The organism is Thermodesulforhabdaceae bacterium (assembly GCA_037482015.1).
Classification (GTDB): Bacteria; Desulfobacterota; Syntrophobacteria; order Syntrophobacterales; family Thermodesulforhabdaceae; genus JAOACS01.
Window position 1 is genome coordinate 137,376 of record JBBFKT010000002.1, and the last position, 16,678, is coordinate 154,053.

At 44.3% G+C, this 16,678-nt stretch carries 16 protein-coding genes; 15 read left to right on the top strand and 1 reads right to left on the bottom strand.

Annotated elements, in window-relative coordinates:
• The first annotated feature begins 7 nt into the window (after window positions 1–7).
• The 15 genes from WHS38_04950 to pgsA all read left to right on the top strand — a co-directional run bounded on the left by WHS38_04950 (window position 8) and on the right by pgsA (window position 14,053).
• A complete protein-coding gene (locus WHS38_04950) occupies window positions 8–1,210 on the top strand; it encodes an aspartate aminotransferase family protein (protein ID MEJ5300319.1) in 1,203 nt (400 codons plus the stop codon).
• Entirely contained in the window at window positions 1,207–2,124 is a 918-nt protein-coding gene (argF, locus tag WHS38_04955; protein ID MEJ5300320.1) for an ornithine carbamoyltransferase, read from the top strand. Before WHS38_04950 ends, argF begins: the two co-directional genes overlap by 4 nt.
• 148 nt (window positions 2,125–2,272) lie before the next feature.
• Window positions 2,273–3,478 (top strand): argininosuccinate synthase, encoded by a 1,206-nt coding sequence (locus WHS38_04960; protein MEJ5300321.1) that lies wholly within the window; start codon window positions 2,273–2,275, stop codon window positions 3,476–3,478.
• Window positions 3,479–3,517: 39 nt separating this feature from the next.
• Window positions 3,518–4,948, top strand: coding sequence for an argininosuccinate lyase (argH, locus tag WHS38_04965; GenBank protein MEJ5300322.1), 1,431 nt, complete (start codon window positions 3,518–3,520; stop codon window positions 4,946–4,948).
• Window positions 4,949–4,959: 11 nt separating this feature from the next.
• Complete coding sequence (locus tag WHS38_04970) at window positions 4,960–6,045, top strand: hypothetical protein (GenBank protein MEJ5300323.1); 1,086 nt, start codon at window positions 4,960–4,962, stop codon at window positions 6,043–6,045.
• 21 nt (window positions 6,046–6,066) lie between these two features.
• Entirely contained in the window at window positions 6,067–7,341 is a 1,275-nt protein-coding gene (gene lysA, locus WHS38_04975; protein MEJ5300324.1) for a diaminopimelate decarboxylase, read from the top strand.
• Window positions 7,338–8,234 carry a diaminopimelate epimerase gene (gene dapF / locus WHS38_04980; protein ID MEJ5300325.1) on the top strand — a complete coding sequence of 299 codons (897 nt, stop codon included), beginning with the start codon at window positions 7,338–7,340 and terminating at the stop codon, window positions 8,232–8,234. The genes lysA and dapF overlap by 4 nt, the downstream gene beginning before the upstream one ends.
• A gap of 13 nt (window positions 8,235–8,247) precedes the next feature.
• A complete protein-coding gene (dapA, locus tag WHS38_04985; GenBank protein ID MEJ5300326.1) occupies window positions 8,248–9,123 on the top strand; it encodes a 4-hydroxy-tetrahydrodipicolinate synthase in 876 nt (291 codons plus the stop codon).
• Between the two features lie 54 nt (window positions 9,124–9,177).
• Window positions 9,178–9,984 (top strand): 4-hydroxy-tetrahydrodipicolinate reductase, encoded by an 807-nt coding sequence (gene dapB, locus WHS38_04990; protein MEJ5300327.1) that lies wholly within the window; start codon window positions 9,178–9,180, stop codon window positions 9,982–9,984.
• 21 nt (window positions 9,985–10,005) lie between these two features.
• Entirely contained in the window at window positions 10,006–11,175 is a 1,170-nt protein-coding gene (locus WHS38_04995) for an LL-diaminopimelate aminotransferase (GenBank protein MEJ5300328.1), read from the top strand.
• A 41-nt stretch (window positions 11,176–11,216) separates the two neighbouring features.
• Window positions 11,217–11,720: a 2-amino-4-hydroxy-6-hydroxymethyldihydropteridine diphosphokinase gene (folK, locus tag WHS38_05000; GenBank protein MEJ5300329.1), complete on the top strand. Its 504-nt coding sequence runs from the start codon at window positions 11,217–11,219 to the stop codon at window positions 11,718–11,720.
• Window positions 11,717–11,995 (top strand): hypothetical protein, encoded by a 279-nt coding sequence (locus WHS38_05005; GenBank protein ID MEJ5300330.1) that lies wholly within the window; start codon window positions 11,717–11,719, stop codon window positions 11,993–11,995. Before folK ends, WHS38_05005 begins: the two co-directional genes overlap by 4 nt.
• Window positions 11,992–12,645: a fructose-6-phosphate aldolase gene (fsa, locus tag WHS38_05010; GenBank protein MEJ5300331.1), complete on the top strand. Its 654-nt coding sequence runs from the start codon at window positions 11,992–11,994 to the stop codon at window positions 12,643–12,645. The genes WHS38_05005 and fsa overlap by 4 nt, the downstream gene beginning before the upstream one ends.
• A gap of 73 nt (window positions 12,646–12,718) precedes the next feature.
• Window positions 12,719–13,462, top strand: a complete 744-nt coding sequence (locus WHS38_05015; protein ID MEJ5300332.1) for a lytic transglycosylase domain-containing protein — start codon at window positions 12,719–12,721, stop codon at window positions 13,460–13,462.
• A gap of 15 nt (window positions 13,463–13,477) precedes the next feature.
• Complete coding sequence (gene pgsA / locus WHS38_05020; GenBank protein ID MEJ5300333.1) at window positions 13,478–14,053, top strand: CDP-diacylglycerol--glycerol-3-phosphate 3-phosphatidyltransferase; 576 nt, start codon at window positions 13,478–13,480, stop codon at window positions 14,051–14,053.
• Window positions 14,054–14,058: 5 nt separating this feature from the next.
• Here the strand turns inward: pgsA and WHS38_05025 are convergent, their stop codons facing one another.
• On the bottom strand, window positions 14,059–16,659 hold the full coding sequence (locus WHS38_05025) for a PEP/pyruvate-binding domain-containing protein (GenBank protein ID MEJ5300334.1): 2,601 nt from the start codon (window positions 16,657–16,659) through the stop codon (window positions 14,059–14,061).
• Window positions 16,660–16,678: the final 19 nt, after the last annotated feature.

The window sequence follows — 16,678 nt, forward strand, 5'->3', positions numbered from 1 at the left end:
GGAAACAATGGAAGCCAGGGGAGAACTGAACATTACCGAAATTTGTGACACAACAATATGTCGCACTTACGCTCGCCAGCCGGTGGTGTTTGTCCGTGGTTCGGGTTGTCGATTATGGGATAATAATGGCAAGGAATATCGGGACTTTCTTGCAGGCATTGCTGTATGTAATTTAGGACACTGTCCGGAAAGATTAACGGAAGTTTTATGTGAGCAGGCAAGAAAACTTGTTCATGTATCAAACCTTTTTTACACAGAACCGCAAACACTACTTGCGGCCGAACTTGTAAAATGCTCCTTTGGGGATCGTGTCTTCTTCTGTAACAGTGGTGCTGAAGCTAACGAAGCGGCTATAAAGCTTGCCAGAAAGTATAGCTTTACTCACTACGGCCCGGGCCGTTACCAGATTATCACTATGAAAAATTCTTTCCACGGTAGAACTCTCGCCACTCTCTCAGCAACAGGTCAGGAAAAGGTTCAGAAGGGTTTTGAACCTCTTGTGGATGGCTTTGTATATGTAGAATTTGGTTCGATCGAAGCTGTGCGGGATGCTATCACGGAAAAAACCTGTGCGGTTATGGTGGAACCCATACAGGGAGAAGGTGGAGTTAAAATTCCCCCTGCAGGTTATCTTAAAAACCTGAGAGACTTATGTGATGAAAAAGGGCTACTTCTCATATTCGACGAAGTCCAGGTGGGAATGGGAAGAACAGGAAAACTTTTTGCCTACGAACACGAAGGAGTAGCGCCTCATATAATAACTCTTGCAAAGGCTCTTGCTAACGGTCTTCCTATTGGGGCGATGATAACCACTGAAAAAGTTTCGGAGGTATTTGATCCGGGAAGCCATGCCAGCACCTTTGGCGGGACACCGCTTGTAAGTGCTGTGGCTCTGGAAACAGTTAAAACCATCGCTGATCCAAAGTTTTTGGAAGATGTTCAGCGCAAAGGAGAGTATTTCCTTAAGGGACTTAGAGAACTTCAGAAAAAACATGGAATAGTTAAGGATATTCGAGGACGTGGACTGATACTCGCCATGGAGCTTGATAGACCAGCAAAGATTGTCGTGGAGAAATGTCTCGAGCGAGGAGCCATTATCAACTGCACTCAGGACACAGTCCTAAGGTTTCTCCCGCCTCTTATAATTCCCTTAGAAGACATTGACTGGCTGTTGGATCAGCTTGATCAAATATTTAAGGAGATTGTATGACCAGGCATTTTTTGACTATATGGGATCTTACAGAAGAAGAGATATGGGCTGTCATTGAGCGAGCTCAGGTGTTGAAAAAAGCTCTTCGTGAGGGAACTCTTGTAAAAACTCTTCAAGGTAAAGTGCTGGGTCTGCTCTTTATGAAGCCATCTACGAGAACCAGGGTTTCCTTCGAGGCAGGCATGTATTACCTTGGCGGTAATTGCATTTTTATGACTTCTAAAGAAACTCAACTTTCCCGTAAGGAGCCTCTTTCAGACACAGCCAGAGTTTTATCCCGATACATTGATGCTCTTGTGGTTAGAACCTACGCTCACGAAGAAGTGGAAGAACTTGCTCGCTATTCTTCCATCCCGGTTATAAACGGTCTTACTGACCTACATCACCCCTGTCAGGTGCTTGGGGATCTTCTTACGGTGTGGGAAAAGAAAGGATCTTTCAATTTCCCCATAGCCTGGGTGGGAGATGGAAACAACGTTTGTCATTCATGGATTGAGGCGTCTCTACGCCTGGGATTAACTCTCAGAATAGCTACACCTGAAGGTTTTGAGCCTCATCCAGAGATTATGGCTAAGGTAAAGAGTAGCGATCGTAGTTACGGCAGAGTGGAACTTTATCGAGATCCGGTGGAAGCCGTTAAAGACGCTCAAGTTTTGAATACCGACGTTTGGACAAGCATGGGACAGGAAGCAGAAGAAGCCAGAAGGCGAGAAGTCTTTGCTCCATACCAGCTCAATCGCCAGCTACTTTCCCATGCTCATCCTGAGGCTATCGTGTTACACTGTCTTCCGGCTCACCGTGGAGAAGAAATCACCGACGACGTCATAGAAGGGTCTCAATCGGTCGTCTTTGATCAGGCAGAAAACAGAATGTTCATCCAGATGGCTTTGCTTGAGTGGTTGATTCTTCAGTAGCGGGATTGAGCATGATTTATCTTTTATACGCTCGTTGCCATTCTGGAGTGAAAAGCACTTAATAATTCTTGAAAGATGAAATATTCGCTTGATTCGTAATGATTCAAAAGGGTCACGTAATTTTTTGCGTTTCAACAAGGAGTTGGGAATGAAGGTTAACAAGGTTGTTCTTGCTTATTCGGGAGGTCTTGACACTTCGGTCATACTCAAGTGGTTGATCGAGACCTATCAGTGTGAGGTAATCGCATTTTCCGCTGATATAGGCCAGGGTGAAGAACTCGCTGGGCTGGAAGAAAAGGCTCTTCAAACAGGAGCATCAAAAGTCCGCATAGAGGATCTTAAAGAGGAATTTGTACGAGACTTTGTTTTTCCCATGTTTCGTGCAAACGCTATTTACGAAAATCAATATCTTCTGGGGACATCTATTGCACGACCGCTTATCGCTAAAAAACAGGTTGAAATTGCTCAGGAAGAAGGAGCTGACGCAGTAAGTCACGGTGCCACGGGTAAAGGTAACGATCAGGTTCGGTTTGAACTGACCTATATGGCCTTAGATCCTTCCCTTAAAATCATTGCTCCATGGCGAGAGTGGAACTTCAAGTCCAGGACGGCTCTTATCGAATTTGCAAAAAAACACGGCATTCCTGTGCCGGTAACCAAAGAAAAACCTTACAGTTCTGATCGAAATCTTCTTCATATAAGCTACGAGGGAGGCATTCTGGAAGATCCCTGGGCGGAACCCCCGGAAGACATGTTCGTGCTTACGGTTAGCCCCGAGCGGGCTAGCGATAAACCTGAGATTGTTGAGATTGATTTTGAGCGGGGAGATCCTGTAGCTGTCAACGGTCAAAGGATGTCTCCTGCTCAGTTGCTGCAGCATCTCAACGAATTGGGCGGAAAACACGGTATTGGTAGAGTGGACATAGTGGAAAACCGATTCGTGGGAATGAAATCTCGGGGGGTCTATGAGACACCGGGAGGGACTATACTTCGAGTAGCCCATCAGGCGATTGAATCCATTACGATGGATCGAGAAGTTATGCATCTCAGAAACAGTCTTATTCCTGAATATTCGCGTTTGATTTATTACGGATTCTGGTTTTCACCTGAACGCCAACTCCTCCAGCAATTTATGGATACAGCCCAGGATAACGTCTGGGGCACTGTCAGGTTAAAACTTTACAAAGGCAATGTAATGGTGCTGGGTAGGAAATCGGATCGGTCGCTGTATCGACCAAGTCTTGCCACCTTTGAGGAAGACACCGAATATCAGCAGGCTGATGCTACTGGATTTATTCGTCTTCAGGGACTCAGGCTAAAAATCGCTTCCATGATTCAACAGATAAAGGCATGAAGAAGAACAGTCTTTTGAAAGAAAGAGGACAAAAGAACCGTGGAAATTAAAAAACCCTGGCAGGGACGCTTTGAAAAACCCACTCTTGGCGAAGTAGAACGATATACGGAATCGCTGAGCTTTGATTGGCGACTCTATCGATATGACATTGCAGGAAGTGTTGCCCACTGTAGAATGCTTGCAGAATGTGGAATAATTTCCCATGACGAAGCTTCCCAGATTATTACAGCCCTTGGAGAGATTTACCGAGAAATCGAGCGAGGAGAATTTGTTTTCGATCCATCCTTCGAAGATATTCACATGGCAATAGAACAGCGGCTTATTCAGAAGATAGGCGATATAGGGGGTAAGCTTCACACAGCCAGGAGCAGAAACGATCAGATCTCTCTCGACATTAGGCTTTACCTGCGGGACGTAATATTATCGGTCAGAGAAGAACTCGTGAAAGTGATAGAAACTCTCGCTAATCTAGCAAAACGATGTTTCCACGTTATAATGCCCGGATATACTCACCTGCAGCATGCTCAGCCTGTGGCTTTGAGTCACCATTTCATGGCATACTGTGAAATGTTTCGTCGAGATGAAGAACGTTTTGCCGACGCGCTGAAACGTGTCAATGTGCTTCCTTTGGGAAGTGCAGCTCTAGCAGGCACAAGCTTTTCTATAGACATGACTATAACAGCCAGGTATCTTAACTTTGATGCAATAACCCGAAATAGCATAGACGCAGTAAGCGACAGAGATCACCTTCTGGAATTTCTCTCATCGGCAGCCATAACTATGATGCATATAAGCCGCCTTGCAGAAGAACTTGTGTTATGGTCGAGTTCAGAATTTGGTTTCATTGAACTGAGCGATGCCTTTTGCACGGGCTCGAGCATTATGCCGCAGAAAAAAAACCCTGATGTAGCAGAATTGATGCGAGGAAAGACCGGAAGAGTTTACGGCAACTTGATGGCTTTGCTCACTACCATGAAAGCGTTACCACTTAGTTACAACAGAGACCTTCAGGAAGATAAGATTCCTCTTTTCGATACGGCTGATACGATCCTCAGCACTCTGAAACTTCTCGCTATGATGCTTCCAGAAATTACCATTCGTGAAGAAAGGATGGAACAGGCGGCAAAAGAAGGATGGATTCTCGCCACCGAATTGGCAGACTATCTGGTTACTCAAGGAGTGCCTTTTAGAAAGGCTCACCATGTAGTTGGACAGATTGTTCGATTCTGCATCGAAGAAGGAAAAGATTTCAAGGATTGCACTCTGGAAGAACTACGAAAATTTCATAGAGCCTTTGACGAAACCATTTTCGAAGTGCTCGATGTGCGTAAAGCTGTTGAACGCCGAAAGTCTCATGGTGGAACATCATGGTCTCGGGTAAAAGAAGCCATAGAAACTACAGAAAATTACGTTAGGGAAACCAAGGAAAACATTAATACTATCAGGAATCGCTATAAATTGACTCACTGAGGTGGTGATATATGAAGTCAGGTTCGATTAGAATAGGTTTTTTTAAATCTTGGGTGCTTCTCTTTGCTGTGCTTGGTCTTGTCGGATGCGGGAGAAAAGGTTTTCCTGTGCCAAAAGTGGTTGAAGAAGAGTCGCCCAAGGTAGATAAAATCTTTGTAAATCTGTATCCAGATGGGGTGGAGCTTTCCTGGGATGTTGCCTCCAAGGAAAAAGATTTTTCAAAGTATCCCTATTGTTTTACCGTTGAGAAAGCTGAAATAGACTGGAAAGGGTTGAGTTGTAAAGAATGCCCGGATCTTCCATGGCAGAGAACCCAGTGTTTTCATCCAGCTTATCCCGATCCTGCCAAAATGGATGGCGGAAAAATGGTCTGGAAAGATTCTCAGGTTGTTGCAAACCATGCTTACAGATATCGAGTTACTGTTAACGATAGAGACCGTCAGAAAGTAATCACTGCGTCTGCTCCCGTGGATGTCAGGATTTATCCAGTTGGTGAAATAATGAGACGGCTTACTGCCAGAGCCACAGATAAGGGGATCATTGTTGAGTGGCTGGTCTGTCTTGATCAGTGCAAGGACGCTGGCAATACTTTGAGTTTTAAGGTGGAAAGAAAAAGTGGCACTGAACCGTGGAAGGTTATATCAGAAGCTAACTATCGCAAGACAAATTACCTTGATACTGAGGTGGAAGGCGGAAAATTTTACGACTACAAAGTAATACCCTACTATGAGAAAGATGGCATAACAATTTGGGGAAAGCCCTACACTGTTAGTAAAATAAAAGCGAAAACTAAAGTGTTGCCGCCACCACCAGAAAGCGTGTGGGTTGTGCCTGGCAAAGAAGGACTCGAGATTCACTGGCTGGAACCGAAAGGAAAAATCGCTGGGTACAATGTTTATAGAAAACAGCCTGATGGCAACATTGTTCGCATTAACGATAAGCCTGTAACACATCCACCTTTTATTGATAAAACTGCTTTGCCAAATCAAATTTATGGTTACGCCGTGTCATCCATTTCGTCAGATCCTTCTGGGGGAGAAGGGGTGACATCTTCTTGGATTGAGATTCGAAACGTTTTCATGAAAGAAACAAAATAGAAAGCTGGTGAGGTGAATTGCATGCACCATTTCCATTACGTAAAAGACATTCTTCATTGCGAAAATGTTCCGCTTCATCGCATTGCTGAAGAAGTAGGAACGCCCTGTTATGTTTATAGCTACGCTACCTTGAGTCACCATTTCAGAGTTTTTGATGGAGCTTTCGCTACGGTAGATCATCTTACCTGTTTTGCCGTAAAGGCTAATTCAAACATTGCTATCCTGAGCCTTTTTGGGTCAATAGGAGCCGGGATGGATATAGTTTCCGGAGGAGAACTATATCGAGCCAGAAAAGCAGGTATTCCTCCAGATAGGATTGTCTATTCCGGAGTAGGAAAAAGTGTTCAGGAGATTGACTACGCTCTATCGGAAGGCATCCTTATGTTTAACATTGAATCCTTCGAAGAATTGGAGCTAATCAATGCACGTGCCGGAAATCTTGGTGTTAAGGCTCCTATAGCACTTCGAGTAAACCCGGATGTGGATCCGAAAACACATCCTTACATATCCACCGGTATGAAGAAAAACAAATTCGGAATCGATATGAAGCTTGCTCTGGATGCATACGATCGAGCAGCAGAACTTGATCATGTAGAGATAGTGGGGGTGGATTGTCACATTGGAAGTCAGCTCACGGACACAGCCCCCTTTGTGGAAGCTATTGTTAAGATTAAAGAACTTGTTCAAGAATTGAGGCGGCGCAATATTGACATACGCTACGTGGATGTTGGTGGAGGACTTGGTATAACTTACGACCAAGAAAAACCTCCCCATCCAACAGAATACGCAGAAGCTGTTCTTAAGGAAATGCGAGGTCTGGAGTGTTGCTTTATCTTTGAGCCAGGAAGGGTCATAGTTGGAAACGCCGGTATTTTGCTTACAAAAGTTCTTTACAACAAAAGGACTCCAACTAAACACTTTGTAATTGTGGACGCTGCTATGAACGATCTGATCCGACCAAGTCTTTATAACGCTTTTCACGCTATTTTACCTGTTCGTCGAGACCCTTCCCGAGGCACAGAAATAGTGGATGTGGTGGGACCGATATGTGAATCGGGAGATTTTCTCGCAAGAGATCGTGTCCTTCCGATGCAGTCTTCAAACGATTTCCTTGCCGTTATGAGCGCTGGCGCTTACGGTTTTTCAATGTCGTCAAACTACAATTCCCGTCCAAGAGCAGCAGAAGTGCTGGTTAAGGATGATCAGTATGAAATCATCCGTGAGCGAGAAACCTGGGAAGACCTTATCCGTCTTGAACGCATTCCTCATTGGATTTCTTCTGGAGGTAACACATGAAAGAATCCAGGATCCCCTTTCTTAAAATGACCGGAAGTGGAAATGATTTTATTTTGATTGATAATCGGCAAATGGTCATTTCGCCTGAAAAAGCGCCAGAACTTGCTCGGAAAGCCTGCAGGCACAAGTTATCTGTGGGAGCTGATGGGCTTATACTTGTTGAAAACGATAAGGAAGTGGACTTTTCGTGGCGATTTTTCAACTCAGACGGTAGTGAAGCTGAAATGTGCGGCAATGGAGCTAGATGTGCAGCAAGATTCGCTGTGTTGAAAGGGATTGTAAAATCCAGTTCTATGGTTTTCAGAACCGGGGCAGGCTTTATTCAGGCTGAAATTACAGGATCAACTCAAGTTAAAGTCCAGATTCCTGGGATAAGTGAAGCCAAACTTAACATTCCTGTTACTCTCAGCGAACTTGAAGGGATCGAAAAACTCTCGATTTCATCAATAGATCCAGCTCAAAACCATATAGTCGTTCATTTTGCCAATACAGGTGTGCCCCACGTGGTTATTTTCTGTAAAGATAGGCAAGAACTTGATTCTGTTGATGTGGTAAAGCTTGGTCGATTTATTCGTTTTCACCCTCAATTCTCTCCTCGCGGCACAAATGTTAATTTCGTTTGGGTTGCCAGTGAAAATGAAATTTTCATAAGAACTTACGAACGCGGAGTAGAAGACGAAACTCTGGCTTGCGGAACAGGTTCTATCGCCGGAGCGATCATATCTTCAGCTCTTGGAAAGACTCACTCTCCCGTGGCTGTTAACACAAAGGGCGGGGAAAGCCTTCGAGTGTTTTTCAGCAAAAAGATGGAAGGTTTTTCGGATGTCTTTCTAGAGGGACAGGCTCTCGTTGTTTACGAGGGTCTATTGTGGGATGAAACCTTGGTCAATTAAAGGAGGGGGCACTATGTTTAAAGGAGCTTTTGTGGCTATAGTCACACCGTTTAACGACGGGAGAGTGGATGAGGAAACCCTTCGACAGCTTATAGAATTCCAGATAGCCGAAGGAACTAACGGTATTGTGCCCTGTGGAACTACAGGCGAATCGGCAACTCTTTCCTTTGAAGAACACGAACGAGTTGTTGAGATAACGGTTGAACAGGTCAACAAGCGTGTGCCTGTTATTGCCGGAACAGGATCTAACAACACTGCCGAAGCTATTCGACTTACCCGCCATGCTTATAAAGCTGGAGCCGATGCTGTGCTAATGATTAGTCCTTATTACAACAAGCCCACGCAGGAGGGATTATATCGACATTTCGCAAAGGTTGCCGCCGAAGTGGATATACCCATCATTTTATATAACATTCCCGGAAGAACGGCTGTTAACATGGAACCGGAAACTATTGAACGTCTGTCACGCATCCCCAATATTGTTGGAATAAAGGAAGCTTCTGGTTCTATGAAACAAATTATGGACATTATTGCCCGTTGTGGTGAAGATTTTGCTGTGCTTTCTGGCGAGGATTATTTGACCTTCCCACTTATGAGCGTTGGAGGAAAGGGTGTTATCTCAGTTGTATCGAATATTGCTCCACGAGACATGTCGGAAATGTGTCGGCTTGCTTTAGAAGGAAAATGGGATGATGCAAGAGCCCTTAATTACAAACTTCTTCCTTTGTGTCACATTCTATTTTGCGAAACCAATCCTGCACCGGTTAAAGCTGCTCTCGCTATGATGAAGAAAATCCCGAGCGACGAAGTTCGTTTGCCTCTTGCACCACTTTCTGAAACTAACCGAGCGAAACTGTTCGACGCAATCAAGAAATACGGGCTTGTTTAGATAAAATAAGGCAGGTCTGAAACTCCTAAAGAATGGCATGAAGGGAGAATAAATATGATTTACGTTGCTGTTGCAGGAATAGCGGGGCGGATGGGAAGCCGTATCGCTCAGCTTGTGTGTGAAGCTGAGGATATGGAGCTTGTGGGTGGTTGGGAGCATCCCAATCACAACGCTGCTGGAAAACCTGTTAGGCAGTTTGTTCCATCGGCTCGAGAGGACCTCATTGTTTCCGCCCATGCTGTTGACGTTATAAAAAGGGCTCAGGTGGTGATAGATTTCACAGCGCCTGAAGCGACGGTCGAACACTGCCAGTTATGTGCTTCTAATAGTATCCCGATGGTTGTTGGAACAACAGGTCTGTCAACCGATCAGCTTAATACAATTAAATCGCAGGGAGCAGCTATTCCTATAGTGATATCGCCAAACATGAGCGTGGGAGTAAACGTGTTGTTTAAGCTTGTTGAATACACAGCAAAGTTGCTTGGACCCGATTTTGATGTGGAAATTGTGGAAGCTCACCATCGATTTAAGAAAGATGCTCCAAGCGGCACAGCTATAAAGCTCGGGCAAATCATAGCTCAGGCGCGGTCGCTGGAATGGGATCGAGCAGCCGTCTTTGCACGTCATGGGCTCATTGGAGAACGAAGGTCAGATGAAATAGGAATACAAACAGTCCGAGCAGGGGATATCGTTGGTGAACATACTATCATTTTTGGAAGTCTGGGAGAACGAATAGAAATTACCCACAGAGCCCATAGTCGAGACAATTTCGCTCGTGGGGCTCTTAAAGCGGCTAGATGGATAGTGAATCAAAATCCTGGCGTTTACGACATGCATGATGTTTTGGGACTCAGAAAGTAAATGTAAGGAGGCGAAAATCTAATGGTGTTTGATAGAGCTAATAGACTTAAGGAACTTCCTCCATACCTTTTTCAAGAACTGGATCGTATTAAGGCAGAAGTGCAGGCTCAAGGCGTTGATGTAATTGATTTAGGGGTGGGTGACCCGGATCTTCCCACACCATCTCACATTATTGAAGCACTTCGAGAAGCGGTCAAAGATCCTTCTACTCACAGGTATCCATCTTACTCCGGCATGAACGATTTTAGGGATTGCGTAGCGAGATGGTATGAGAGACGATTTGGAGTCCAGCTCGAAGCATCTCGAGAGGTCATAACTCTTATCGGATCTAAGGAAGGCATTGCCCATATGCCTCTCGCCTTTATTAACCTTGGTGATGTTGTGCTCGTTCCATCGCCAGCTTATCCTGTCTATCATGCTGGGACAGTGCTTGCCGGAGGAAAGTCTTACTTCATGCCGCTTACGGCGGAGCGGAATTTCCTCCCTGATCTCGATTCTATTCCGCCGTCGGTTGCTCAGCAGGCTAAGATGATGTTCATCAACTATCCCAACAATCCAACCGGAGCCACAGCGGAAGCGGAGTTCTTTGAAAAGGTGGTTGCCTTTGCAAAAAAGTATGAAATTATCGTATGTCATGATGCTGCCTATTCGGAAATGAGTTTCGATGGGTATCGCCCCATGAGCTTCCTGGAAGTTAAGGGAGCAAAGGATGTGGGAATAGAGTTTCATTCGCTTTCTAAAACCTACAACATGACCGGCTGGCGTCTCGGTTTTGCTGTGGGAAACAAAGAAGTTATTGGAGCTCTCGGGCAGGTAAAAAGCAATATAGACTCAGGAGCTTTCAATGCTGTGCAAAAAGCTGGTATTGTGGCTCTTGAAGGTGATCAATCCTGCGTTAAAGAAATGCAAAGAATTTACCAGGAGCGCCGTGATGTGCTGGTTGAGGGACTCCGTTCCGTTGGTTTGTCTCCTTTCGTTCCAAAAGCCACCTTTTACGTGTGGTGTCCTGTTCCCAAGGAAACTACATCCACAGGTTTTGCCATGAAACTGTTGAAGGAGGCAGGTATCGTAACAACGCCAGGAAACGGTTTTGGAGAACCAGGAGAAGGATACATAAGAATGGCTCTTACGGTTACCAAGGAACGAATAAGAGAAGCAGTAGAACGTATTAGAAAAGTAGGAATACGCTAAACTTGGTTTGCTAAAAGATAGAATAAGCGAGAAACCTGCTCGTGGAAGAAGTTTTTCTTGGGATTGGTAGTAACATTGGGGACGCAATAGCGCAATGTGAAAAAGCCGTCAGGCTTTTAGAAGAACAATTTGTTTTGACAACTACTGGTGTGTCCTCGTGGTATGCTACAGAACCTCAGGGATATCGCGACCAGGACTGGTTTATCAATGGAGCAGTCCAGGGCGTAACAAATTTATCGCCTAGAGAACTTCTCAAGGCTGTAAAGAAAATAGAAGTCGAAATGGGACGAGTTCAGACAATTCGGTGGGGACCAAGAGTGATTGACATTGATATTTTGTTTTACGGGACTGATGGCCAAATATGTGTCGATGAGGACGACCTCTATATTCCCCACAAGATGCTTGAAAATAGAAGGTTTGTGCTTATTCCACTTATGGAGTTAGCCCCTGGGCTGGTGCACCCGATTTACAACGAGACTGTAAAGGATTTGTTGCGGCGGGTTCCTGCAAAAGGGCAAAAAGTTAAGAGGATAAAGAGGAAATGATGCGATTCATACTTTTCCTGTTGCTGGTTTACTGTGCCTATCTTTTTTGGCGACACATTAAGAAGAAAGTTTTTCTACCAGAACAGGATAGAGGAGAGACATCTAAACGGGAACCACCCACGGTTGCAGAATTGGTGCGGGATCCCCAGTGTGGCGTTTACATCGTAAAGGACAAAGCGATAAAAGATAGAGTTGAAGGAAAAGAAATCTACTTCTGCAGCGAAACTTGCAGAAAAAGGTATATCGAGAGACAAAAGGAGGACTCGGAGAAATGAAATTTTTCATAGACACGGCAAACCTTGATGAAATCAAAGCGGCTCATGAACTTGGCGTTCTTGATGGTGTTACCACCAATCCATCGCTCGTGGCAAAAGAGGGTATCAAAGGGCGCGAAGCTTTTAGAAAACATATAAAGGCGATTTGTGAAATCGTGCAGGGACCTGTAAGTGCTGAAGCTGTGAGCACAAAAGCTGAAGATCTTATTGCTGAAGCCCGTGATCTTGCATCTATTGACCCTCACGTTGTAGTCAAAATTCCTATGACTCGGGAGGGACTTAAGGCGGTTAAAGTTCTTTATGAGGAAAATATCCACACCAACGTGACCCTTGTTTTCACCCCTATTCAAGCTCTTCTCGCTGCCAAAGCGGGTGCTACATATGTAAGCCCATTTGTAGGAAGGCTTGATGATATTACTTCTCAAGGAATGGAGCTAGTTAAGGACATCGTTGATATCTTCTCCAATTACATGTTTGAGACAGAGGTTATCGTTGCTAGCATCAGAAATCCTCTTCATGTTTTGGAAGCCGCCAAGCTGGGAGCAGACATCGCCACTATCCCCTTCAAAGTGATCGAACAGCTCATCCAACATCCTCTTACAGACATTGGGCTTAAGAGATTTTTGGAGGATTGGAAAAAGGTAGAGTAGTGAAGAGACAGTAATGAGCAGCCTTATGTGGTTGCTCAAGAGATGTTGTATTTCTCAAAAGGGGAGAAAAACGATGGAAGTGGTCCCACCAGTTCGGTTTAAAAAACTGACGTGGTTGACAGCCACTCTTTTCGTTTTTCTAACAGTTTTCCCTGTAAAGGCTCAGATTTATACCTATGTTGATGAAAAAGGAGTGGTGCATTTTACCAATGTGCCAACAAAACCAACAAATAAGGTAACACCTCAAGCTCTGAATGCTTTGAAAAAGGAACTTCAACAAGCTAAACGAAGGTTTTACATGAGTGTTTCAACACCAAGTGTTTACAGATCCTTTGCTTATGCACCAACAGGATACACAACATCATCTTATGTTTCGACCCAACGTTCGGTGATAAAACCAACTTTCTTCGATTCGAACCGATATGAGAAAGCTTTTGAACCTTATATTAATGCGGTTTCGGCGGAACATGGGCTTGATCCTAAACTGGTGAAGGCGGTTATTAGAGCTGAATCTGCCTTTAACCCACAGGCTACGTCTCCCAAGGGTGCCATGGGACTTATGCAGCTTATGCCCGGAACGGCAATGGACATGGGAGTGCAAGATCCTTACCATCCTGTTCAAAATCTTAGAGGAGGGATAGGCTACCTGAAGGAAATGCTTCGTCTTTTTAATAATGATCTAGTCCTTGCCCTTGCAGCATATAACGCCGGTCCGAATGCTGTAAAACAGTATGGAGGGGTCCCGCCATATGACGAAACCAAACAATACATACAGCGGGTCCTCCAATATTACTCATATTACAAGACTATGCCTTAGAGGTTCTCTTAGCCAATGACCAACTCAGGAAAGGGTTCGCGGGACTTACTCAATCTTCCAAACACTCTCACCTATTTCCGGATAGCCGCTGTGCCGGTCGTTCTTATTGCACTTATCCCGCCGGTAAGTCCCCTGGCTTTCCATTTAGTTTTCCTTACATGTCTTGCAGCTATTGTTACCGATTATCTTGATGGTATTCTTGCGAGACGTAAGCATCTGGAAACATCGATAGGAAAGCTCCTCGACCCTCTGGCGGACAAACTCCTTGTTTTGGCGGTTTTTATCATGCTTATCCCGCTAGGGAAGGTACCTGCCTGGATGGTTTTTTTGATAGTTGGTCGAGAACTTATCGTGACCGGATTAAGATCTATTGCGGCTTCCCAGGGAATTATTCTTAAAGCAAGCATGCTTGGAAAAAATAAAATGATTTTTCAATCTCTGGCAATGCTGTGCCTTGTTGCTTTTATTCCCAAACTTCAGAACACTTTGGACATGTTAGGAAAAACCTTTCTGTGGATTTCTCTTGGGCTGGGATACTTATCCGCTGGAGTTTACCTTTTTCACTTTGCAAAACAGGTCAAATCTCAATAATAGTGTTATTCAGATGGCATCCTTGATATTTCGGTAACATCGTAGATCTGGCGAATAAAAGCTTGAGCAACAATTTCTATCATCGCTTCGGATGACATAAGCATATCCATCTGGCGGGTAAATTGCAGAAGTCGACCTATTTGATCGAGGTTTTCTTCTATGACAGAAGCATCGTATTTCTGAAGTCTTCCTTCAACCCGGTCTGCAATTACTTCAATGGAAAAATTGAGTAGTTTGAGAATACGGGCGATGGCTCGAGCTCGCCTGTTTCTACGCACATCGTCAGCCGCCCCTCCTTTGAATGAGAAAGTTATATAATTTTTATTAATGGTTTGTCCGCAATAGCTATCCAGCAAGGCAAAATGATAGCCGACTCGAGAGCTAAAATGCAGATATTTGTCTGATATTATCGCATAGCTTTTATCCCCGAAGCGATCGGCAAGGTAAGGATTGGAGAGCATCTGTTCACTGAGAACGGAAAGAAAACCTCCAAATTCAATAGGCTTTAAGGCAGGTTTGACAAAAGCTTCGTGCAACATGCCTCTGAGAAGAGCTCTAAAGGGAGCAGAAGCCACAGCTTCAACAGGGACTTTGTCATTTTTTATCATTTCCGTTATAAGTCCTCCCCCGAGGTCAATGACGTAGAGGTTTAGAGGAATGAGAGCATCGAGACGATAGGCGGCTCCTTCTTCATCGCTGAGAGCATCACTCAATCTGAACATTTCACCGTAGGATTTTTCATGGACAAATCGCATTATGTCGTGCAGAGTTTTGCATTCTTTCGCACAGAAGTTGGGAGCCTGGGGATCTATGAGATTTAGAGGCACTATAAAACGAGAAAGTCTTTCAAGTGACCGATATACTGGAGTGCCTTTCATAGGAGCATATACTCTGGATGCTTCAGATATTATGCTCTTTATGTGGTCTGGGAGTTCGCCTTTGTAAACCCTACCCTGAAAAGTATCAACCGTTATTGTTTCTCCTTGTGGAATGATCTTGGTTGCAATTTTTGTATCCAGGAGAGTTGGAATTTTAAATTCTCGAGCTACGGACGCCATATGCCCTGTTATGCTTCCGGCATCGGTTACTATAGCGCTTATGCGATCCATGACGATAACGAATTTAGGCGAGGAATGGTGAGCAATAAGAACAGCCCCCTCTGGTATTTTGTAAAGATCTTCATCGGATTGGACGTGGAAGGCTAAGCCGCTTCCTATGCCGGGACATGCTATCGCGCCATCTGATATAAGCACTGGGTAATCGTCAGGAATAACTATGGCTGGCATCTTTATGGATGACTCTACAAGCCGCAACGGTCTTGCTTGAAGAAGAACTATTTCGTTATCTGGTGTAAGTGCCCATTCTATGTCTTGATGGCAACGATAATGGGATTCTAATTTAAGAGCATATTCAGCCAGAAGACGGATATGGGATTCCTTGAGGCATGGCGAGAGCCTGAGATTTTCTTCGACAGCCGCTTCCTGTAAACCGCCACTTGGATCCAGAACCTGTTTTACAGGTTTACATGAAATGTTTATTTCTGAGATGGTGAAATCTCTCCTTACTTTGTAAGTATCCGGAGAGACAACGCCGTCTACCACGTAAGATCCAAGCCCCCAGGCAGCGTTTATGACAATTTCGTCCTTGTCAGGATTTGACGGGTCTCTTGAATAACAGACACCACTTGCCACGGCAGGTATCATTTCAAGACATCCGACACTCATAGCACAATCTCTGTCATCTATTCCCATGTGATATCGATAAGCCATAGCTCTGGGAGTATAAAGGCTTGCAATAACGTAGCGGTAAGATCTAAGCAGGCGTTCTCGGGGCACATTTAAAAGGGAGACATATTGACCAGCAAAGGATATATCCCCATCTTCTCCTATGGCGCTACTTCGCAAAGCAACATTTATATCTGAACCCACGACGCTGACGAGATCTTCGTAAGCTTCAAGAATGTCCTGGGACAATTCGAAAGGTATTTTGGATGCTATAATTTTTGCCTGGATTGCTTCACTCGATTCTCCGATGGACTGAGGATCCTGGAAATCAGTTTCCATAAGGATTTTGTTTATCTCACTTCGTAGGTCGTTTGCATCCATGAAGAAATGGAAAGCGTTGACCGTAATTGCAAAACCACGAGGAATTGGCAACCCAAGTTTTGTAAGCATTTCGCCCAGGTTTGCATTTTTACCTCCAACTTTTTCGATAAGTTCGTAAGAGATCTGATTGTAAGGAAGAATCCAGGGTCTTTCACGCCCAGTTTCCTGATGTTCTTCCAGAACTTCTCTGATATTATTTTGAACAGTCTGATGAACATCATAAAGTTCAGGATAATTTTTATTGGAAAGGTCGTTCAATCGGTCAATCATTCTTAGGCTGTGGAAAATAGCCCGAGTAGCCATCGATCGGACATTTGCCATACTGAACACAATTTTACCTTGAAGCTTATCCTCGATTTCAGCAATAACCTTTGCCATTTCCGCGTTGGAATCAAGAAGCTCCTTGAAGTGCTGATACTTTATGCGAAACTTTTCAGTGATATCAGCTCTTTTTTGCTTTGATTTTCGAAATATCCTGGTTATCCATGATCTCACAGACATTTTTTGTATTCCTTCTCAA

What these genes read in the sequence shown, in the direction of transcription:
- WHS38_04950 (MEJ5300319.1), top strand. Translation starts at nt 8, where the DNA reads ATGGAAGCCAGGGGAGAACTGAACATTACCGAAATTTGTGACACAACA.
- argF (MEJ5300320.1), top strand. Translation starts at nt 1,207, where the DNA reads ATGACCAGGCATTTTTTGACTATATGGGATCTTACAGAAGAAGAGATA.
- WHS38_04960 (MEJ5300321.1), top strand. Translation starts at nt 2,273, where the DNA reads ATGAAGGTTAACAAGGTTGTTCTTGCTTATTCGGGAGGTCTTGACACT.
- WHS38_04970 (MEJ5300323.1), top strand. Translation starts at nt 4,960, where the DNA reads ATGAAGTCAGGTTCGATTAGAATAGGTTTTTTTAAATCTTGGGTGCTT.
- lysA (MEJ5300324.1), top strand. Translation starts at nt 6,067, where the DNA reads ATGCACCATTTCCATTACGTAAAAGACATTCTTCATTGCGAAAATGTT.
- dapF (MEJ5300325.1), top strand. Translation starts at nt 7,338, where the DNA reads ATGAAAGAATCCAGGATCCCCTTTCTTAAAATGACCGGAAGTGGAAAT.
- dapA (MEJ5300326.1), top strand. Translation starts at nt 8,248, where the DNA reads ATGTTTAAAGGAGCTTTTGTGGCTATAGTCACACCGTTTAACGACGGG.
- dapB (MEJ5300327.1), top strand. Translation starts at nt 9,178, where the DNA reads ATGATTTACGTTGCTGTTGCAGGAATAGCGGGGCGGATGGGAAGCCGT.
- WHS38_04995 (MEJ5300328.1), top strand. Translation starts at nt 10,006, where the DNA reads ATGGTGTTTGATAGAGCTAATAGACTTAAGGAACTTCCTCCATACCTT.
- WHS38_05005 (MEJ5300330.1), top strand. Translation starts at nt 11,717, where the DNA reads ATGATGCGATTCATACTTTTCCTGTTGCTGGTTTACTGTGCCTATCTT.
- fsa (MEJ5300331.1), top strand. Translation starts at nt 11,992, where the DNA reads ATGAAATTTTTCATAGACACGGCAAACCTTGATGAAATCAAAGCGGCT.
- WHS38_05015 (MEJ5300332.1), top strand. Translation starts at nt 12,719, where the DNA reads ATGGAAGTGGTCCCACCAGTTCGGTTTAAAAAACTGACGTGGTTGACA.
- pgsA (MEJ5300333.1), top strand. Translation starts at nt 13,478, where the DNA reads ATGACCAACTCAGGAAAGGGTTCGCGGGACTTACTCAATCTTCCAAAC.
- WHS38_05025 (MEJ5300334.1), bottom strand. Translation starts at nt 16,659, where the DNA reads ATGTCTGTGAGATCATGGATAACCAGGATATTTCGAAAATCAAAGCAA.